19 protein-coding genes are annotated in these 19,555 nt (G+C 46.5%); 3 read left to right on the top strand and 16 right to left on the bottom strand.

The features are described from left to right. The 15 genes from AC0IYG_RS05055 to AC0IYG_RS04985 all read right to left on the bottom strand — a co-directional run bounded on the left by AC0IYG_RS05055 (nucleotide 1) and on the right by AC0IYG_RS04985 (nucleotide 16,727). Nucleotides 1-1,050, bottom strand: coding sequence for a sulfatase-like hydrolase/transferase (locus tag AC0IYG_RS05055; RefSeq protein ID WP_471709961.1), 1,050 nt, complete (start codon nucleotides 1,048-1,050; stop codon nucleotides 1-3). Next, nucleotides 1,040-1,240, bottom strand: a complete 201-nt coding sequence (locus AC0IYG_RS05050; protein WP_471709960.1) for a hypothetical protein — start codon at nucleotides 1,238-1,240, stop codon at nucleotides 1,040-1,042. The genes AC0IYG_RS05055 and AC0IYG_RS05050 overlap by 11 nt, the downstream gene beginning before the upstream one ends. 10 nt (nucleotides 1,241-1,250) lie before the next feature. After that, on the bottom strand, nucleotides 1,251-1,616 hold the full coding sequence (locus AC0IYG_RS05045; protein ID WP_471709958.1) for a sulfatase-like hydrolase/transferase: 366 nt from the start codon (nucleotides 1,614-1,616) through the stop codon (nucleotides 1,251-1,253). A gap of 56 nt (nucleotides 1,617-1,672) precedes the next feature. Then, a complete protein-coding gene (locus AC0IYG_RS05040; protein ID WP_471709957.1) occupies nucleotides 1,673-3,046 on the bottom strand; it encodes a sulfatase-like hydrolase/transferase in 1,374 nt (457 codons plus the stop codon). Continuing rightward, nucleotides 2,979-3,392, bottom strand: a complete 414-nt coding sequence (locus AC0IYG_RS05035) for a sulfatase-like hydrolase/transferase (protein WP_471709956.1) — start codon at nucleotides 3,390-3,392, stop codon at nucleotides 2,979-2,981. The genes AC0IYG_RS05040 and AC0IYG_RS05035 overlap by 68 nt, the downstream gene beginning before the upstream one ends. Continuing rightward, entirely contained in the window at nucleotides 3,389-4,012 is a 624-nt protein-coding gene (locus AC0IYG_RS05030) for a sulfatase-like hydrolase/transferase (protein ID WP_471709954.1), read from the bottom strand. The genes AC0IYG_RS05035 and AC0IYG_RS05030 overlap by 4 nt, the downstream gene beginning before the upstream one ends. 9 nt (nucleotides 4,013-4,021) lie before the next feature. Next, nucleotides 4,022-5,332 (bottom strand): sulfatase, encoded by a 1,311-nt coding sequence (locus AC0IYG_RS05025; RefSeq protein ID WP_471709953.1) that lies wholly within the window; start codon nucleotides 5,330-5,332, stop codon nucleotides 4,022-4,024. A gap of 143 nt (nucleotides 5,333-5,475) precedes the next feature. Beyond that, nucleotides 5,476-6,225 carry a RagB/SusD family nutrient uptake outer membrane protein gene (locus AC0IYG_RS05020; protein WP_471709952.1) on the bottom strand — a complete coding sequence of 250 codons (750 nt, stop codon included), beginning with the start codon at nucleotides 6,223-6,225 and terminating at the stop codon, nucleotides 5,476-5,478. Beyond that, entirely contained in the window at nucleotides 6,192-6,902 is a 711-nt protein-coding gene (locus tag AC0IYG_RS05015) for a RagB/SusD family nutrient uptake outer membrane protein (protein WP_471709951.1), read from the bottom strand. The genes AC0IYG_RS05020 and AC0IYG_RS05015 overlap by 34 nt, the downstream gene beginning before the upstream one ends. A gap of 169 nt (nucleotides 6,903-7,071) precedes the next feature. Then, nucleotides 7,072-9,963 (bottom strand): SusC/RagA family TonB-linked outer membrane protein, encoded by a 2,892-nt coding sequence (locus AC0IYG_RS05010; protein WP_471709950.1) that lies wholly within the window; start codon nucleotides 9,961-9,963, stop codon nucleotides 7,072-7,074. Nucleotides 9,964-10,053: 90 nt separating this feature from the next. Beyond that, entirely contained in the window at nucleotides 10,054-10,986 is a 933-nt protein-coding gene (locus tag AC0IYG_RS05005; RefSeq protein ID WP_471709949.1) for a hypothetical protein, read from the bottom strand. Nucleotides 10,987-11,375: 389 nt separating this feature from the next. Continuing rightward, a complete protein-coding gene (locus AC0IYG_RS05000; protein WP_471709948.1) occupies nucleotides 11,376-12,236 on the bottom strand; it encodes a ThuA domain-containing protein in 861 nt (286 codons plus the stop codon). Nucleotides 12,237-12,318: 82 nt separating this feature from the next. Beyond that, nucleotides 12,319-12,825, bottom strand: coding sequence for a T9SS type A sorting domain-containing protein (locus AC0IYG_RS04995; protein WP_471709947.1), 507 nt, complete (start codon nucleotides 12,823-12,825; stop codon nucleotides 12,319-12,321). After that, on the bottom strand, nucleotides 12,822-14,441 hold the full coding sequence (locus AC0IYG_RS04990; RefSeq protein WP_471709946.1) for a purple acid phosphatase family protein: 1,620 nt from the start codon (nucleotides 14,439-14,441) through the stop codon (nucleotides 12,822-12,824). The genes AC0IYG_RS04995 and AC0IYG_RS04990 overlap by 4 nt, the downstream gene beginning before the upstream one ends. Nucleotides 14,442-14,471: 30 nt before the next feature. Continuing rightward, nucleotides 14,472-16,727 (bottom strand): M1 family aminopeptidase, encoded by a 2,256-nt coding sequence (locus AC0IYG_RS04985; protein WP_471709945.1) that lies wholly within the window; start codon nucleotides 16,725-16,727, stop codon nucleotides 14,472-14,474. Between the two features lie 335 nt (nucleotides 16,728-17,062). Between AC0IYG_RS04985 and AC0IYG_RS04980 the strand changes: the two genes are divergently transcribed. Beyond that, nucleotides 17,063-17,410 (top strand): hypothetical protein, encoded by a 348-nt coding sequence (locus AC0IYG_RS04980; RefSeq protein WP_471709944.1) that lies wholly within the window; start codon nucleotides 17,063-17,065, stop codon nucleotides 17,408-17,410. 47 nt (nucleotides 17,411-17,457) lie between these two features. Here AC0IYG_RS04980 and AC0IYG_RS04975 read toward each other — a convergent pair whose 3' ends face one another. Continuing rightward, nucleotides 17,458-17,655, bottom strand: a complete 198-nt coding sequence (locus AC0IYG_RS04975) for a hypothetical protein (protein ID WP_471709943.1) — start codon at nucleotides 17,653-17,655, stop codon at nucleotides 17,458-17,460. A 267-nt stretch (nucleotides 17,656-17,922) separates the two neighbouring features. Between AC0IYG_RS04975 and AC0IYG_RS04970 the strand changes: the two genes are divergently transcribed. Together AC0IYG_RS04970 and AC0IYG_RS04965 are read left to right on the top strand one after the other, a co-directional pair. Beyond that, complete coding sequence (locus tag AC0IYG_RS04970; protein ID WP_471709942.1) at nucleotides 17,923-18,381, top strand: hypothetical protein; 459 nt, start codon at nucleotides 17,923-17,925, stop codon at nucleotides 18,379-18,381. A gap of 283 nt (nucleotides 18,382-18,664) precedes the next feature. Next, a complete protein-coding gene (locus tag AC0IYG_RS04965) occupies nucleotides 18,665-19,438 on the top strand; it encodes a DUF899 domain-containing protein (protein WP_471709941.1) in 774 nt (257 codons plus the stop codon). Nucleotides 19,439-19,555 lie beyond the last annotated feature (117 nt).

Raw genomic sequence — 19,555 nt, 5'->3', positions numbered from 1 at the left:
TTAGTTGCCGGTTACCGCTTCTTGTTTGGCTTTATCGTAATCGTAAAACCATTTGAAAGTTTTATCATATTCCTCTGCGCCAACCCTTTTATACCAGGCTTCATATTGCGCAACAAGCTTTTTGGCGATTTCCGGCTGCTTTTCAAACTGATCATTCAACTCGGTGCGATCCTTTTCCACGTCGTACAACTGCCATTTTTCCGTTTTTTCAGCAACCAGTTTCCATTTCCCATCCCGCAATGCGCGGTTGCCTTCATGCTCCCAGAAAATCGGGTTTTTACGGTTGATCGGTTTTCCGGTAAATGCAGGTTTTAAGCTCGCGCCTTCCAGCGGCAGAATGGCTTGCCCGGCAAAAGTGGCTGGATATTTCGCCCCTCCGAGGTCGACGAGCGTGGCCATAATGTCTATAATGTGGGCAGGTTGTTTTTCAAATTTTCCGTTGCGGGAAGCAGGAATGCCATTAGGCCAGGAAATAATGCCGGGAGAAGAAATCCCGCCCTCGTGCGTGTGATGCTTGTAAGCCCAGAACGGCGTGCAAGCGGCTTCCGCCCAGCCCTGACCCAGAAAAACAGTCGATTGTGCATTGCCCGGCTTATCGCCTTCATAACGCCCCTCAATTCCCGGTTCCGCATTTCCGCCATTATCCGACACGAAAAGAATCACCGTGTCATCAAAAACGCCGCGCTTTTTCAAACCCGCAACCAGGTCGCCAACGCTTTTATCCAAACGGTAAATTACGGCTGCATAAATGGCCATCATATCGTCGTAGCGCTTCTTTTCCTGCTCACTCAGGCTTTCCCATCTCGGCACATTGGGATTAATCGGCGGCAGTTTCCAGGATGGATCAATGAGGCCGAGTTTGAGTTGTTTCTCGTAGCGCTCCTGTCTCAATTTCTCGTAGCCTTTCAGATATTTTCCTCTGAATTTTGCAATGTCTTCTTCCGGGGCCTGCAATGGGAAATGGGGTGCATTATGCGCGAGATAAAGCATAAATGGCTTTTTCTCGGACAATGATTCGTCGATAAATCGCAGCCCGTAATCAGTCCACAAGTCTGTTGAATACCAGTTTCTTAGGCAATTTGTCCGAGTCGTTGGCCAGCTCTTCACCGTTCAAAAACACCTTCGCATTTTTGCCATCACCATAATAAAAACCGCCAGTCGGTGCGTTCAGTGACCTGTCAAATCCGCGCTTCCAGGGCACAGTTCCCGCGCCTTGTCCTACATGCCATTTTCCGGTCATGGCGGTGAAGTCATCCCGCACTTTTCATGACCTCGGCAATCGTTACGCTTTTATCATTCAAATGTCCGCGGTAACCCGGGTGATCAGCTCCTTTGTCATCCATCATGTGGCCAATGCCAGCCTGATGGCTGTAAACGCCGGTCAGCAAGGCCGCGCGTGTCGGGCAGCATCGGGCGGTGTTGTAAAAACTCGTCAAACGGACACCGTTTTGCGCCAGCTTATCCAGGTTAGGCGTCGGGATTTCGCTTCCATAGCAACCCAGATCCGCATAGCCCAGGTCGTCAGCGAGGATTACAATTACGTTCGGCTTTTTCTGCGCAAAGGAAACGGACGACGCCATCATTGCAGCGGCAAGAAGCAAGGGTTTCAACTTCATGTTTTATTTCGATTTAATGGTTCGAGGAGGCCCCGCCGGGGCCGGCATTGCGTGCATTACTGATATGCGATCGTGACTTTTTTCAATTTTCCTTTGAATGTAAAAGGCGCTTGATATGCCTCGGAAACGGCGTTTTTCTGATCGCGTCCCACGTCTGTTCCATCCAGATTTCTGGGGCCCTGGATCATGGCCTGCGGCGCGGTGAAACTTCGCTCCCCTACTTTCTCATCATTGATATAAACCGTCTCCTTACCAACCGATTTCCCAGCTTCGGCCGGACCATTATGCTCGTAAACCAGCTTAAAATTTACCTTGCCTTTTGGAATGACATTCGCTGAAACAGCATTGAAAACATCCTTTGCTGTTTTATGCGTGTAATGGAATTTGCCATCTTTCACAAATAGACTGATCCCGCTCTTGTCGCCTCCCACCGCAAACAGCACACCTTCTTCTTTCCCCGAAACGATCTCTGCCTCTGCATTCACCGTAAAAGAACGGCCATCATAAAGCGGACTGCTGACGCCCACGAGGTTATCGACGCCCGGAAACAATGTAATGTTGGGCATCTTTCCGTAGACCGTCCGGCCGGCTGGCATATCGTGTGCGGTGAAATCTTTTAGCGGATAAACGTTGTATTTCTTGGCCTCCTGATCAAAAACGGCCTGCAATTCTTTCAGTTTCTCAGGATGTTTTGCAGCCAGGTTTGTCCGTTCGTTGAAGTCTTCGTTCAGGTTGTAAAGCTCCCATTCGTCCTTGCTGAAATCAACTTTTTTACCGCTCGGATCAGCACCTCTGCCGATGTCAATGCCTTCTCCGCCCTGATGTCCTTTTGAAGCTTTCCAACCGTCTTTGTAAACCGACAGCGCACCTGCGATTTCGTAATATTGCACCGTATGTTTTGAGGGCGCTTTCGCATTGTCAACTGCATATGCGAGGCTGGTTCCTTCAAAAGGCTCCTGCTTGTAACCATTGATCATTTTGGGCGATTCGCCTTTGATGATTTCGAGTGTAGTAGGCAGCAGATCAATCACATGCCCATATTGATTCCGGATTCCGCCTTTCTCCTTAATGCCTTTTGGATAGTATAAAATCATCGGGTTTCGCGTGCCGCCTTCCGTATTTGCGTCCGCTTTCCAATAGCGGAACGGCGTGTTCGCAGCCGCCGCCCAGCCGATCGGATAATCCGTGCTGGACTCGTCCGTGCCGATCAGATCTGCTGCATTCAGGATCGCGTCAATGCGTTGCTCACCTTGTAAGCGGTTGATTTGCTGGTTAATAGTGCCATGCTGCGTGCCGCCTTTGCTAGCGCCATTGTCACCGAGGATGACGGCAATTACGGTGTTTTCGAGCTGGTCTATTTGTTCAAGATAATCGACGATGCGGCCGATTTCGTAATCCGTGTAGGAGTAAAATGCCGCGTAAACTTCCATGAAATGCGCATATGCTTTCTTTTTCCTTTTCAGTCAGCGCCGCCCACTCTTTCACGCCCGGATTTCTCTCCGGTAACACGGCATTTTGCGGGATAATGCCCAGTTTCTTCTGTTTTTCAATTACCACTTCGCGGTATTTGTCCCAGCCCAGGTCAAATTTCCCCTTGTATTTATCGATCCATTCTTTCGAAACCTGATGCGGCGAATGTGTCGCGCCCGTTGCCAGATAAAGAAAAAACGGCTTTTCCGCATCGACGGATTTTTGATTGGCAATGTATTTAATGGCCTTATCAGCCAGCAATTCGTTCAAATGTTTCGTATTCGGCTCAATGTCCAGCTTGGTCACATCTTCCCACAGTTCGGGATGCCACTGGTCCGTTGCGCGGGTAAAAACCCGTAATAATGATCAAACCCGCGACCCGTTGGCCAGCGGTTGAACGGCCCCGCCTGCGAGTTTTCCGTAACCGGCGTCAAATGCCATTTTCCCAATGCAAATGTGCTGTAACCATTCTCGCGCAAAACCTCCGCTGCCGTTGCTTTTTCAAAAGGAATGTAAGTGTCATAACCTGGAAAATCGATGGCTGCTGGCGTTAACAAGCCCACGTGTGCCGAATGGTGATTGCGGCCGGTCAGCAATGCAGCGCGGGTCGGTGAGCAAATTGCCGTGGTGTGGAAATTCGTAAATCGCAGACCTTGATTTGCCAATTTTTCAATGTTGGGCGTTTCCACCAACCCGCCAAAAGCAGTTGTGGCTCCAAAACCAGCATCGTCGATCAGAATCCAAACGACATTAGGAGCTCCTTTTGGCGCTTTTTTGTTGTATTCAATTTTAAAAGGCGTGGATTCCGGGAGCGTTTTGCCCATCTTTCCATTCCAGGGTTGCTGCGGACTTTGCTGTGCCGCAAGATCACCGATCGCGATCATTCCGCCGATCAGGGAGGCTGTTATTGTTATAAGTTTGCTCATTGGAAGGGATTATTTGCCTGTCGTGGCAGGCGCAAATTCAGGATTAAGTTTCGTAGGAACAGGTGCATTGGTTTTCGTTTTCCATGCTTCCAGCTTGTCTTTCAGCTCCTTCGTTTTCGCAGGATTGGTTTTGGACAAATCCTTTGTTTCGCCAATGTCATCTTTAATGTTATAAAGCTCAATGCGGCCATCTTCATAAAACTGGTGCAGCTTGAAATCGCCCGACCGGATCGTGCTTGTCGGCCGCGTCCGGAATGCATCTTTGTTCCTTTTATCACCCTTATAAGCTTCGAGATAGGCCGGAAAATGCCAGAAAATATCTCTGTCAGCCGTCGCTTTTTGAAGCAATAATGGCGCAAAACTCTGACCGTCAACTTCACCATTTAGCGGCTTTTGAATGTTGGCGATTTCCAGTAATGTCGGGTAAAAATCAATTCCGATGACCGGCTTGTCCGTGGTTGTGCCCGCCTTGATTTTCCCAGGCCATTTCACGATCAGCGGAACCCGCACGCCGCCTTCATAAAGCATTCCTTTTGACCCACGCAATGGTGCCTGATTCGTTACCGCACCCATTCCGCCATTATCGGAAAAGAAAACAACCAATGTATTTTCAGTAAGATTCAGTTTATCAAGCGCTTGCAGCACTTTGCCAATGCCCTGATCTGCACTTTCGATCATTGCAGCATACTTGGGATTGTTATGGCGCTCGTCGCCTTTTCTCGTTTTGTATTTGGCAATAACCGACTCCTTCGCTTCAATCGGCGTGTGCACTGCGAAGTAAGACAAATACAGAAAAAAGGGCTTTTCCTTGTTGCTATCGAGGAATTTCACAGCTTCATCGGTCAGCCGGTCGGTTAGATATTCTCCTTCTGCGCCTGAGCTGATGCCTTCGTGCGGCGAAGCTTTTCCTTCTTTATTGTAAGGATAAAAATAGGAGCTCGTCCCGCCCGTGCCGCCGATAACGTGGTCAAAACCTTGCGCATGAGCATCAGCTCCCTTATTCTTTCCGCCCAACTGCCATTTCCCAATCAAACCCGTGCTGTAACCCGCATTTTTTAGCTCTTCGGCAATGGTCACAAATGACGGGTTCAAAACCGTGTTGTTTTCAATAGGAATGAGTTTTCGGTCAGCAGATTCACCGCGATCTGCATTGCCTACCGTGTAAATGCCATGACGCGGCGTGTATTTTCCGGTCATTAAAGAAGCACGGCTAGGCGCACAATTGGGACCAACCGAATAGGCCTGCGTGAAACGCAAACCTTCTTTTCCGAGCTTGTCAATGTTGGGCGTTTCATAATATTTACTTCCGGCCGAACTCAAATCCGTCCACCCCCAGTCATCAGACGAGGATGAACAGAATGTTGGGCTTTTTCTCAGCACTCTGCGCCGCAGCGTCCTGGAAAACAAGGGAAATGAGTAAAAGGAATATCAGTTTTTTCATCGTAAAATTGGTTTTGAAGTGCCTATTCCCATCCCGGATTCTGAACCAGTTTCGGATTCAGATCCAGCTCGCGTTGTGGGATTGGATGGAGATAATGTTTCTCTGCGGCGTTGGTTTTCCCGGCAGCGCGGAGCACAGTCACCATTCTTTTTGTTCTTACCAAGTCAAACCAGCGCTGGAATTCGAACATTAATTCCAGCCGCCGTTCGAGATAAACAGCTTCGCGGAATGTGTCTTTGGTCAGCCCGGCAAGCGGCGTCAATCCTGCACGTTTTCTTACCCTGTTGATGGCGGCATAAGCGTCTGCATTTGGCCCGCCTGCTTCGTTGAGTGCTTCTGAATAGATGAGTAAAATCTCTGCAAACCGGATCACCGGAATGTTTTTGGCTGATTCCGTCGGGTTACCGATTTGGGCAGGGTCAAAATATTTGAAAAAACGCGGTGGAAATGTTACTTCTTTTCCTGTTGTAGGACTTATCAATGAGGTGAAAAATGTCACGTCCCGGCGCTTGTCATTTTCGGAATAAATGCCATACGCGCTCGCATGCGGCTCGTCTGTTCCAGCGGCAGCCACACCCGGAATGCCCACAGGCGTTGCCGACGAGGCTAATCTGTTCCCTTGGCCATTCACATTTGACTTGCATTGAACCGAGAAAATATGCTCTTTTCCATTCTTGGTGGCGACATTAAAAACGTCCGCAAAGTTTTCGAAAAGATCGTAGCCATAAGGGCCGTTGATCACTTCCAGACTCTTGGCTGCCGCCTTTCCCATTCTTGCCTTGTCAGATAAACTTTGGCCAAAATCGACTTGGCAGCTCCGCCCGTCGCACGGCCTGCGTCGCCTCCCGAAAAGGCGTTTGGCAATGCCTCGGCGTCGGTTAAGTCTTTGATAATCTGCGCATAGACTTCCTCCTTAGGCGTTCTCGAAACCTGAATGGCGTTTTTGTCCAAAGAACTGGTCTCCGTCAGGATCAAAGGCACATCGCCCCAAAGCCTTACCAGATTAAAATACGTCAACCCGCGCAAAAACTTGGCTTCATTGATGAGCCGCGTGCGCAATGTAGCGTCCATTTCGATCTGAGGAATGCGTTCAATGGCAATGTTAGCGCGGTTAATGGCCACGTAACTTTCACGCCAAAGCTCATCCACGCGGTCATTTGTAGTGGAATGCGAAAGCACGGAAATCGTACGGACGTCCGCATTAGTCACGCGCAATCCGGCAATCGCATCATCGGACATGATCTCGAAAGCGAGGTGGAAAAGGCGGTTGTACATGGTTAATCCGCCGTTATTCAATGCGGCATTGTACACGCTCGTAACCGCAGAAAGTGCGTCGCTTTCTGTTTTGTAAAATTGCTCTGTGGTGATCAGCGAAGCCGGATTTTCATTCAGGTCCGTGCAGGAAGTGAAGGTAAAAACGCCCAGAAATATATATAGGATCTTTTTCATTATGGTCTCTGATTTGGGTTCAAAACATGCTTAGAATGAAATACTCAAACCCGCTAAAAATGATTTGGAAGAGGGATAAACGCTGTAATCGATTCCCTGACTCAGTGTGCTTTGCTCATTGCGGCTCACTTCCGGATCAAATCCTGAATATTTAGTCCAGGTCAGCAAATTAGCGGCCGAAACATAGACCTTTAACCTGACTTGAATGGATCTTCGCGGCAAGACTTTTGGGCAGATTATAACCGAGTGTGACATTTTTCAGCCTCAAAAACGAAGCATCTTCCACATATCGGCTCGTGTTAACCGTCGACGGATCTTCAAATGCACGCTGCACAAGATTGGTCGGATTGGTCGGTGTCCAACGCTCATATGCAGCCAGCGAGGCATTTTGCTGACCTGTTAGCAGTTCAAGCTGTTGTTTATTCTGGTTGAAAAGCTTGTTGCCGTATGTGCCCTGGAAGAAAAAGCTGAGGTCGAAATTGAGATAAGACAATGTGTTGGTGATCCCGCCCTGAAACTTCGGCTGCGCATTTCCAATGAATGTGCGGTCGTCTGCTTGTGTAATTTTTCCATCGCCATTGATGTCAACATATCGTCGGTCGCCGGGCTTGGTCGTGGCGGGATTAATGGTCGGGAGGTTTGCAATGTCGTCGCCCGTTTGGAACAACCCATTGGTTTGATAACCGTAAAATGTTCCGAGCGGCTGTCCAACCTGTGCAATGTTGGCTCCGGTAATGATATAATCTGCTCCATCGCCCAATGTGAGCACTTTATTCCGGTTCATAGAAAACACAAAGTTCGTGTTCCAGGCGAATGGTCCGGTCAGGTTTTCTGTGTTGATACCAAGCTCAATTCCCTTATTTTCAACCGATCCGTAATTTTGCAAAGCCGTTGTCTGCCCCGAAGTGTAAGGAATCGGAACATTAAGGAGCAGGTTCGTCGTCTTCTTATAATAAGCGTCAAAAACAAAATTAATGCGGTTTTTATAAAGCGACAGGTCAATTCCACCATCATACTGAGCCGTTGTTTCCCAGCCCAGGTCCGGGTTTGCAATTCTGTTTGGTGCAAAACCAATGTAGGTTTGACCGCCGAAAAAGTAAGTGTTGGAGCCCAAAGTCGCCAGAGAAAGATACTGACCAATTTCCTGATTTCCAGTCACACCAGCGCTGAGACGCAGTTTCAGGTTGCTGATCGTCTTGTAGGAAGACAGAAATGCTTCTTTTGAAATGTTCCAGGCGAAGGCTGCGGAAGGGAAATATCCCCATTTTTTATCCTTACCAAAACGTGAAGAGCCATCCGCACGACCGCTGATCGTGAAAATGTATTTTTGGTCAATGGAATAATTAATCCTGCCGAGATAGGAGTTCAACGCCCAGGCCGACGAGCCGGATTCCGGTTGCGTGTAAACAGATCCGCTTGACAAGTCGTTGTAGCTCAGCTGATCCGTTATGAAGGCCTGCGAACCTGCAATAGCACTTTCCGTTTCAAATGCCTGCTGTGTGTATCCGACGACAACATTCAGTGAATGCTTGTCATTGAAGGTTTTAGAATAACTTAATGTGTTCTCATTCAGCCATGTAGACGCAAATTTGCTCCCTACATAAGCCTTGCCGGTCGGATTGGAATTGGCTCCCTGATAAATGTCGGAAGGAATGAAGCGGTTTTGCTTGTTATTAATAATGTCCGTTCCAAAAGAAACTTTGGCAACCAGCCCGTCGAAAAATGTGTATTCGCCATAAACATTTCCTAAAAACCGGTAGGTTTTGGTGTGGTTCACTTCTTTTTCCAATGTCGCGATCGGGTTGCCCAGCGGCGTTTCGAACTCACTTTGGTAAGTGAATTTGCCGCTTGCGTCACGAATGTTGACCGTCGGCGGCATGCTTAATAATGCATTCACAATGCCCGCATTTGCCACTTGTGCGCTGATTTTGCTTGCGGTAAGGTTAACGCCCACTTTGAAACGGCTTGAAAAATCACGCTCCAAATTGATCCTGCCCGAATATCGCTCGAAGTCCGTATTCAGTAAAATTCCGTTTTGTTTGAAGTAATTTCCGGAAATCGCATAACGCGTTTTATCGTCGCCCCCGGTCATTGAAATCTGGTGATTCTGGATCGACGCAGAGCGAAATGCCGCATCCTGCCAATCCGTCCCCTCGCCTAGCGCATCAATCTGGCTTTGTGTGTAATAGGGTGCTTTTCCTGAGTTTGCGCGTGCATCATTTTTGAGAATTGCCCAATCTTTGGCGCTTGTCATGACGTCAACTTTTTTCAACACCTGCTGCGTTCCGTAGTAAGCGTCATAGGTCAATGTATTTTGGCCCGCTTTGCCTTTTTTGGTCTTAATCAAAACTACACCATTCGCACCACGCGACCCGTAAATAGCCGTTGCAGAAGCATCTTTCAACACTTCAATCGACTCAATATCACTGGGGTTAAGACTTGCTAGCGCATTAATGCTTGGCCCGGCCGTTACGCCCGAGCTCGCATCGCCGTTGCTGTTGTAAACGGGAAAGCCATCGATCACATAAAGTGGCTCGTTTCCACCCGTAATCGAGTTTCCTCCCCGGATCCGGATGCTCACCGCCGCTCCCGGCTGCCCGGAAACCTGCGTCACCTGAACCCCGGCTGCTGCGCCCTGCAATGCGCGGTCGAATGAACTGATCGGCTGCTTCAATGCAAGTTGCGGAACGGAAGAAACAGAACCGGTAATGTCACCTTTTTTCTGTGTTCCATAACCGATAACCACCACTTCGTCAAGCACATTGGCTGTTTTCAAAGTGATCTCCGCAGGTTCGTCGGACAATTCATAAATATCAATTTCCTGCTGCTGATAACCTGTGATGTTAACCTGAATGGTGAAAGGGAAATCCTTGGGTGCGGCAATGCTGAATTTCCCATCCAAATCGCTGCTTGCGTACTTGGAAGTGCCTTTAATGACGACCGTTGCGCCAGGAATTGTCTGCCCGGAACCGTCCTTCACCACGCCTGTAACGACTTCCTGGGCATATGCATTCAAAAAAAGACCTGCTAAGAGCAGGGTTAAGTAAAAGTATTTTTTCATTCTGAATCGGGTTACTAATGCGAATTTCAGGGTGTAGATTTCCTGTCGCATATGTATATACGCGACATGAAATGACGGGAAGTTGATTTGTTACTTAACTGCGGCGAAGCGCTCAATTTTTTCTTTCTCGTCCTGCAAGCGTTTCGGATCTGGTTTCAGGTAACCGAACTGATGCAAGTCCTTTTCAGCATTTGCTGCAACCCAAAGCAAAAATTTCTTGGCCTCAGGATTTGAGTTATGCTTGTCGATGGAGAAATGCAGATATTCCACCGGCACATTTTTCACCTTATCTGCTTCCACACTTGCAATGACCTGATCCAGGTTATCGAGCGCGCGCTCCTCTTTGGAAATGCGTCCGTTACCATCCTGATCAACCGGAATGATTGAAATTCCCTCAGCTGGTTTGCGCGTTTGCAGGTCGTAAGCAAGGCCGGGAATAGTATAAGTAATGCCCGTCTCGTCTTTCAAAAGTGCTTTGATCAAATGCTCATCTGCTCCCGCAATGGCTTTTCCTTTAATGTCCTTCTGCTCGTAACCGAAATATTTTGCAAAAGTCGTTGGTGCACCGGCTTTCTGTAAACGGGTGTAAATCGTGTAAGGCGTGGTCAGCGATTTGTCCTTTTCGGCATAAATGTCATGGAAGAAAATCTGCTTGTAAGACTTCTCATTCAGCCCTTTTTCAACATATTCCTTTGCAAATGCTGACTTCGCGTTGGCAATCGGCAGCAATGCATAACGCGCAATTGAAATGTATTCACGCGTTTCCTTCACTTCTTTTTCCTGCTCATAAGCCTCAATTAGAAGGTCATATTTTTGCGGATCGGTTACGGTTCGCGTTTCAATGCGAATCTGTGCCTGCGGATTAGCCGCTTTATATTCGCCAATCCACTTTTCAACCAATGGATAAGCGAAGCGCACGCCTGTGATGACCACTTCGTTTGGATTTGCGGTTTGCGAAAAACCGGATTGCGCCATTGCCAGGGACAGACCTGTGGCTATCAGTAATGTTTGAAAACTTTTCATAAAAATATAAGAGTGATGTTAAATCGTGCGGAATGCGCGATCGGAAAAACTGATTTGCTTACGGATGTTTAGCAACAACAGCTTGTGTTACAATGCAGAAGAGATTTGCAATTGCCCACCATGGACGTATTTGTCTTGTTCGAAGAATTTGGATTCATCGCTATCATAGGTTATAAATGTTACTGCTTTCCGTCTTGCTGGTGGTTAACAAGAAAGAATCCTACTAATCTGATAGACAAAGTAAAGTTAAAGCAAAATAAATAACAAGCGTTTTTTAAGCATTTGCAGAAATAATGAAGAATTTTCAGATAAAACCGCTGATTACCAAAGCAACTTCAAACCTTCCGAACTGTATTTCTAAATATTTTCATCTTCTGGCTCTTCTTTTCTCAATTCACCTTCTTTGTCAATGCATTCAATTCCGCTTCTGTTGGGGTTTGGGATGGGATTCCTTCGGCGGGGATTTTCGCTTTTGCGGTCCAGGCGATGGCGTTTAAGACTATTTTTCGAAAATTGTCATTGCCCCAGTTCTTGTGCATATGCCCGCCTGAAAACCCGAATCCTCTGCCGCCATCAGGACGGTCAATGGCCCAGGCAACGGGTTGCAACTCTTTTTTAACCAGCACCGCTTCCCGCACCGCCGGATTGTTGGAATGCGTTCCATCTTTGCCTTTCAGAGTTGATTCGGGAGGAAGGGCCTGCAAAATCGGTGTGATGTTTTCCATATTATCGGCAAACCGCATGTGATAATACCATTCGTCGGTGATTGAAAATGGCTTAACGCCGTTCGCGATCGGATGGTCCGGAAAGCTAGAAAATGCCGCTTCCCAAACAGGGTTAACAGACCAGTTAATCTCAAAATAGCCACCAATCCATTCTTTCATATAATTCCCAACTTTTCCTTCCGGAGCTTCAAGGGAAAAATGCAGCATGGTTATTCCGACGCCTTTCTTAGCAAGTCTGCCAATTTCAGCCAGATGCGGCATGATCAAATGGTCACCTCCGCCGTCGGCATAAATAACAATGGCCGCCGCATCATTTAATATAGTGGTGTCCTTTGGCCAGCCATTTTGCACCAAAACTGCATTTGCACCCGGCAAACCTTCGTTTATTGCCTTGACTAATAATGTGCTTCCACCCTGATGCTCATGTTCGCCTTTTCCGTGGCTGTCGGGGCCCGCGATGAATACGATCTTTTGGGCAAATAAGCTACTGCTCACAAAGGTTAGCAACAACAGTAAAATCCTCATTATCCGGTTCATGCTCGTTGACGGTCGGTTATGCACCACAACGGTAAAAAATCAAGCCATTCACATTCCTACAAGCGCACGATCAGTTAATCACCAACTTTTTGACAACGCTTTTATCGTCAAAATTGACTTTCAGAAAATAAATGCCGGGCATAAGCTTGGCTGGCAAAAACAAGTCCGGGGCATCCGAAAGCGTCTTTTTGAACCGGGTAATGATCTTTCCGGAAACATTGGAGAGTATTAAATCACATGGAATATGCCTGGTTTCCGAAAGCCGGATTTTCATTTCGTGCACATTAGCGGGATTTGGAATAATCTGAATCAGATCGTCATCCCAGACATCGGCATTGGCAAGCGCAAGGATTCTCGAATACGAGAACGTCCCATCCAGATCGATCTGCTTCAACCTGTAATAAACCACGTCGGCATTTGGATCCATCAGACTTTTGTCCGACCATTGATAAATGCTGGTTTGCGAAACATTCCCTCCCGCCTCGACCCGCCCTACTTCCACAAAATTCTTTGCGGAAAACGAGCGTTGGATTGAAAAATGAGAAGCGTTTTGTTCTTCGGAAGTTTGCCAATTCAACTCGGGAAAAACGTGTTTTCCTGCCAGTTTCCTTCAAATGAAACCAACTTCACGGGAAGCGCGGGAGCGGCTTTAACATTGAATGTATCACTTACGCAACCATATTGATCCTGCACAATGTAGTCCGTATCAACCACAGGCGACACGCTGATCGATTTCGTTTTAACACCATTATTCCAGTTATAAACGCCAACATAGGAAGCCGTTAAAGTCGCTGAAGTCCCCTCGGGCAATTCAATGGTCTGCCGCTTATTCACGTCTTTCTCAATCGTAAACTGGTCCTGAACAGCGCCGGTCGAGCTGACCCACTTCGCGTCCAGCCGATTACCCTCAACTTCCAAAACCATCGCGCCTCCTTGGGATGCGTTTGCAAAAGGCAAGGCATTGTGCGGATAACCCGCTTGTGTGCCGCCCAATTGCCCGGCCGATCCCGCGACCACGTACACAGTTCCTTGATTATCAGCAGATTTTTTAATGTATGGACAAGATTCTGCCGAGCCATCATACTTGCCCGAAGATTTGCTCAAATGGTTAGAAACAGCATTAAAAGCGTTTTCCGGTCCATAATGTCCTTTTATGAGTTTTGATCTTTCGTAATCGTGGCTATGCCCGCAAAGGATCAGATCGACACCATATCTTTCCAGGATCCGGATAAAATTGGTGCGTATGTTGACCAATTCTGTCTCAGAATCTGAATCGTGCGAGCCTTTTGTATAAGGCGGATGGTGCCAGTAAGCAACAATCCAGTCTTTATTGGCATTGGCAGCCAGGTCCTGCTTGATCCACGTAACCTGCTTTCCAAGCGTGTCGTAAAGCCGCGTGGCGTTGTCTTCCTTGCCATACGAATCCAGGGAAAGAAAATGAATGTTGCCGTAATCAAAGGAATAATATGCTTCCGTCCCGGACGCCACGCCGCCTGCTTCGCCTGATTTAGGAAGTGTAAATGTGTCATAATAAGGCACTGCATGGTCATTTTGCCGGGACCCGCTATTAGCATAATCGTGGTTACCCGGACATGGAAACAGCGGATTTTGTTTCAGAAAACGATCTTTATATATGTTGAAAAAACCGCTTTGATACTCCGCATCCGTCCCGTTGCTGTAAGCGTTGTCTCCCAGCAGGATCCAGGCATTCATATAATTATTTCCCAGATAATTTTGCAGCTGATTGCGCACATTGGTCTGGTTCACCGAATTATTGCCGCAATCCCCAAACACTCCGATCCGATATTTGTTCTTCGCTCCTATCGCCGGTGCGGTCTCAAAGAAATTGTCAGCATCGCCTTGCAAAAGCATCGAAGTTGAACCAATTGAATAGTAGTAGCGCGTCGCCGGTTGCAGTCCGGTCAGTTTGATTTCATGATCCGTCACCAATGCAGCCTGATCAATTGTGTTCGTCAACGCATTGGCAGCATTGCCGAATTTCACCCGGCTATTCGTGGGTTCAGAAGTGCGCCATCGGATCACAATGCTTTGCGAAGTTGCAGATTGCAAATACGGTCCGCGCAGCAGCGTTGGTACGAAAGCGCTTTTAGCAGCAACGCAGTGAGCGAACGTATGAAAAGATACAACGAAAAACCAGAGCGATACCAGCAAAAAACCTGCTTTTGATTTCATATGCAATGTATTTAGTGTATGTAAGTGTTATCATTCCTTCAAAAATCTGGTTTTCAAAACCACTTTCGTTTCGGCATTTTCAATTTGTAAAATGTAAAGTCCTGTTGCCAGATTAGCGACGCTAATCCTTTTTTCTGTCGATGGCAGGAAGCTTCCGGATTGCATTAATTCGCCCTGGACATTGAATATTTGTGCATGCAGAAGCGCCTTGTTGTCGGAGTGAATCTCAAAGTGCAGATCGTCCCGGACCGGATTAGGAGAAGCCGTCAATGATTGATTTTCAGACATTTGACATTGCGCATATAAGATGCGAGAATGTTGTTCGGTTCCTTCGTAATCAAATTCCGCAATGCGGTAATAGGCATTGTGGGTGGTTAATGTCTGATCCGTGAATGTGTAGTTTTTAACATCCGTGCTATTTCCGCTGGCTTTTACCGAGCCTGCCGCTGACCAGTTATAAGCGTCATAACTTCGCTGAATATCGAAGTAATCCGCGGAAGTTTCCTGAGACGTGGCCCAATGCAACTTCGGCTGGCTGCCTTCACACGAAACAGAAAATGTTTTAAATGTAACAGGCAGCGGATCAGATGCTTTTGTAAGCGTGTTATTTCTGGTAACAAGCCATTTTTCCGGATCGAAAATGACCACATCTGCAACGAAACCAAGGTTATCCGTAAAAACCTGTCCATTCGAAACATTGTGCAACGTCACGAGCTTCTGCTGTCCTGTGGCTGTATTCTTAAACAACAGCGGAACAGGAAGTTGAAAGAAGTTTACCGACGCATGCGATGTCGTCTGATTTACCTTAACCTGAACTGTATTTCCCGCCGGAAACCACTCAATCTGATAAGACGGATAGCCTTGTCCGGTAAACCATTGATCAAAAAAATAAGTCAGGTTCTTCCCGCTGGCAGCCTCTAAATGCGCCTTCAGATTTGCAGTCGTCGCAAATCCATATGCCAGCGCAGGATCTTCCAGATAATTTTTGACAGCCGTAAAAAATACCGCGTCGCCTAGTATCCAACGCAGCATAAAGAGCAGATACGAACCTTTCGCATAACTAAGCCTTTGGTCAAAAATGCGGCTAGGGTTATTTATATCATCAACCTTGACTGCTCCGCCAACATCTGAAACTATAAAATCTATTTCTGCTTCTCGATTAGATAGCTTGCTAGCTGGATAGTTTTGCTCTAAATATATTGCTGATAAGAAAGATGCAAAACCTTCATTAAGCCAGATATCTGCCCAAGAGGCACAGGTCACCTTATTTCCGAACCATTGATGGGCCAGTTCATGAGTAATTAAATTTTCGTTCATATTGTACATAAACGAGCAGGTCTGATGCTCCATCCCTCCTCCCCAGTTAAATTGCACATGGGCATACTTTTCCTTTTTAAAGGGATAATCGCCAAAAACAGCACTGAATAGTGCCAGCGCCTTTGCCGCTGTTTCAGCCCCCTCTTCAAATTTCAGTTGATCCTCAGGGTAGCAATAAGTCTGAATCGGAATGTTGTCTACACCGATTTTAATAAACTTTGTTGAAACAAGATAATTAGTCACAGCGAAGCAAACCAGATAGCTTGCAATGGGATATTTGTGTTTCCAAATTGTAGTGGTTTTACCAGAGGGTGCAGGGACTTCGCTTTTTAAAATGCCGTTAGAAACAGCTTTAAAAGCAGAGGGATGTGTTATAAAAATATCTACCGAGTCAGCCTTATCATCTAAGCCATTTTTACAAGGCCACCATTCGCTACTTCCAAATGGCTCGCTTAGAGTCCACATCACAGGAGACAAGGGAAAGCTATCTCCATGAAGCGATATCTCAAAAGCACCTAATCCGGTAGATTGGGGTATTCCCTCGTAAACAATTGTTATTGAATCCAAGGTCCCAGTTGCTAGCGGAGCTGGAAAGAATATATCGATTAAATTGTTTTTGTGTACAAATGACATAGCTATGCCATTTCTCTTGATCGATGCTACTGATAAGGAATTGGACAAATCTAGCGCAATCGAGCTTGAAGTCTTAGAAACGGTAAAATGTGTCGTGACCGCACCTTTGATGTAACGATTATTCGGATTAACTTCCCATTCACATCGATAGTATTTTACGTCGAAATTTTGTGAAGCAATCGTTCTTGCCTGCTCATTTCCGGGTTCTAACCGGCGCTGGAAATTCTTCCGCTCCATGTCGGCAATGTGCGTCACGTCGTCCAGATCAGACGAACTTTGCTGTGCAGACAGTGAATTGCAGGAAATAATAAATAGAATGAGCAGAAATATCCTCATAATGAGTGGGTCTGGTGGACTCCGGCAAAATGTAAAAAACCTGAATATATTGGCTAAACGATTTACCGTAGTGACGCTATGGATTTTTCTTCGGTAAAATCACGGGATAAAACCACCTCACCCAATGCTTATTGTTGAATAAGTCTACACATTTAGTCGGCTATCTCTTGGGGTAGGAAATTGAAAATAGTATGAGAAGCATTTGATACGTTTTAGACGTATATTGCCAATGTTATAAGTGAAAATTGCTTGCTAATTACTTGTACAACAGCGCAGAATTTGTGTTATGGCACAGTTTTAACATACGGCCGTCCAATCGAAAATTACTTACAGTTATGGAAATTGGCACAATCAAGGCATTACATATCTATGTCCACGAAGAGAAATATGTTACCGCTGAATTAGAACTCAATGTAAAGGGCGTGAATTATCTCTTTGGGGGAGCTCAGACTTTTCAATCCGGACCCTATGGCGGGAGTTCTTGTGATGCGCCTTATCTTGGAAGGTTCCTTTTTCGTTGTATGGAAATTTGTGGTGTCGACAGCCTGGACCTGCTTAAAAGCCATAAGGTGTTGGCTCATATTGTAGGCAACGAAGTGGTTGCGATCGCAAATGTTGCCGGCCAGCGGTGGTTCAACATTAAGCAGGAATTTAAGGAAATGCAGACGGAGAAGAAAGTGTAAGAAGTGTGTATAGCGCTGGCAATACGCAATGTTGGTTGCGCAAAAGCTTATTTCAGTTGAACATTGAAGTTTCCATCATCCGATTTTTCCGGTATGGATATTTCCACTTCGCCTTCTTTTTTATTAACTCTCAAATAATTTTCAACGGCAAGAATGGCTTCATCTTCTGATGAAACGCCGCTTACGGCAAGTGTAACCCCTGCCGCTAATTTTCCTGATGGATCTTGGTTTGTGATGTTTGGCATATGCGCTATTGTTTTGTTTAAAACCGATTGTAAATTCTTGTACCAGCAACTTTGGATGCCGTATAATAAAAACAGCCCGCTTAACGCGGGCTGTCTGTTTTCAAGATGCAAGTTCCTCTAAATTATTTCTGAGGTGTTGCTGGTCTTGAAGTGCTGCTTCCAGGAACTGTCGATGACGAAGATGGCGTCGTTGCGCTACCAGGAACCGTTGATGATGGAACGGTTGTACTCTGTGGGACAGTTGATGGTTGTGTTGTATTATTAGGAATGCTCGTTGCAGGAACATTGCTGCTTGGTACTGTACCAGATGATGGCTGCGTTGTGCTTCCAGGAATGGTTGTCGATGGTTGTGTTGTTGTCGACGTGCCAGGCTGTGTTGTGCGATCAGGAACTGTTCCCGGTGGAACCGTTGCTGGTCTGGTTGTAGAGCTCGGCGAAGTCGTTGTCGATTGTGTCGACGTGCTTGATCCTGTTTGTGTTGTACTGCCTGGTTGTGATGATCCTGGCAATGTTGAAGGCTGCTGTGTGCTGCCTGGAACTGTTCTTGGCTGTGTGGTTGTGCTGCCCGGTGTTGTCGTTGTTGACGATGGACTCGAAGTAGATGAACCTGTTGCCGGCGTGCTGCTTGATGGCGTTGAGGTTTGCGCCATAACAGCTGTCGTGCATAACATAGCTAATGCGAAGATATTCAGTTTTATCGTTTTCATGTTTGTTGGTTTTGATTGACAATCTTTATTATATAAAATAATATAGATTAAGCATAAAGAATCATACCAAACATGGAACGGCGTCAAAAACAAAATCGAACATTCTGATAATCAGGCGCTGATCGATTGTATCAAATTCTTGACAATACGTAGACCCTACAATGCATCAGAGATACATTTGATAATTGCTGCGCATCTTCCTAACATCGCAACTGTCTCGAATACCCCCCGCATAAGTCTTTTTCACACAGCCTTTTATCAAAAATTATTGGGGAAGTTTGTAAACAACAACAAACGATCACATGGATAAGGACAACGAAATGGCGACTGAAAACCTGACTGACATTGCCAACGGACACCGCATTGTAACGGAGCAGGAATGGATTGAAGCGCGCAAGCAGCTGCTTAAAAAAGAAAAGGAGCTCACCCGCCTCAATGATGAGCTTTCGCGCCAGCGACGCAAACTGCCGTGGGTGAAAATTAACAAATCGTATATTTTCGAAAGTGAGCAAGGCAAAGAGTGGCTTACCCATCTTTTTGGTGGTAAAAGTCAATTGATCATTTATCATTTCATGTTTGCTCCGGGTGATCAAGAAGGCTGTCCCGGTTGCTCGTTCATGGCTGATCATATCGATGGCGCCAATCTGCATTTGTCCCATCATGACGTTTCCGTTGTAGTCGTTTCGCGTGCGCCTTTGCGCGAGCTGCTTCCATTTAAAAATCGAATGGGCTGGAAATTCAAGTGGGTTTCGTCATACGGAAGCGACTTTAACTACGACTATTTTGTCTCTTTTACCGAAAAACAGGTTCAAAGCGGGGAGATTTATTACAACTACGAATACGCGAAACATGATGAGGGAACCGAATCTCCGGGAACGAGCGTGTTTTATAAAGACGAAGCCGGCAACATTTACCACACTTATTCCACTTATGCACGTGGCGGTGATATTCTGATCGGTGCGCACAATTTTCTGGATCTGACACCAAAAGGCCGGAACGAGCACGACGTAATGGATTGGCTGCGGCATCATGATAAATATGATGACTACAATGCAGGAAGCTGCTGCAGTCATTAATGTAATATAAGGGGTGAAACCTGTTGAATGTGTGCGAGTTCGGGAATAGTAAAATGGCCTTACGGTCCACTTTTATCTAAGTCTGTTTTTGGTAAAAATCAAAAAAGACTTCCTAAA

It is taken from the genome of Dyadobacter sp. AC419, from assembly GCF_979253085.1.
The sequence above is the reverse complement of the archived record's forward strand: the minus strand, read 5'-3'. Positions and strand labels throughout refer to the sequence as shown.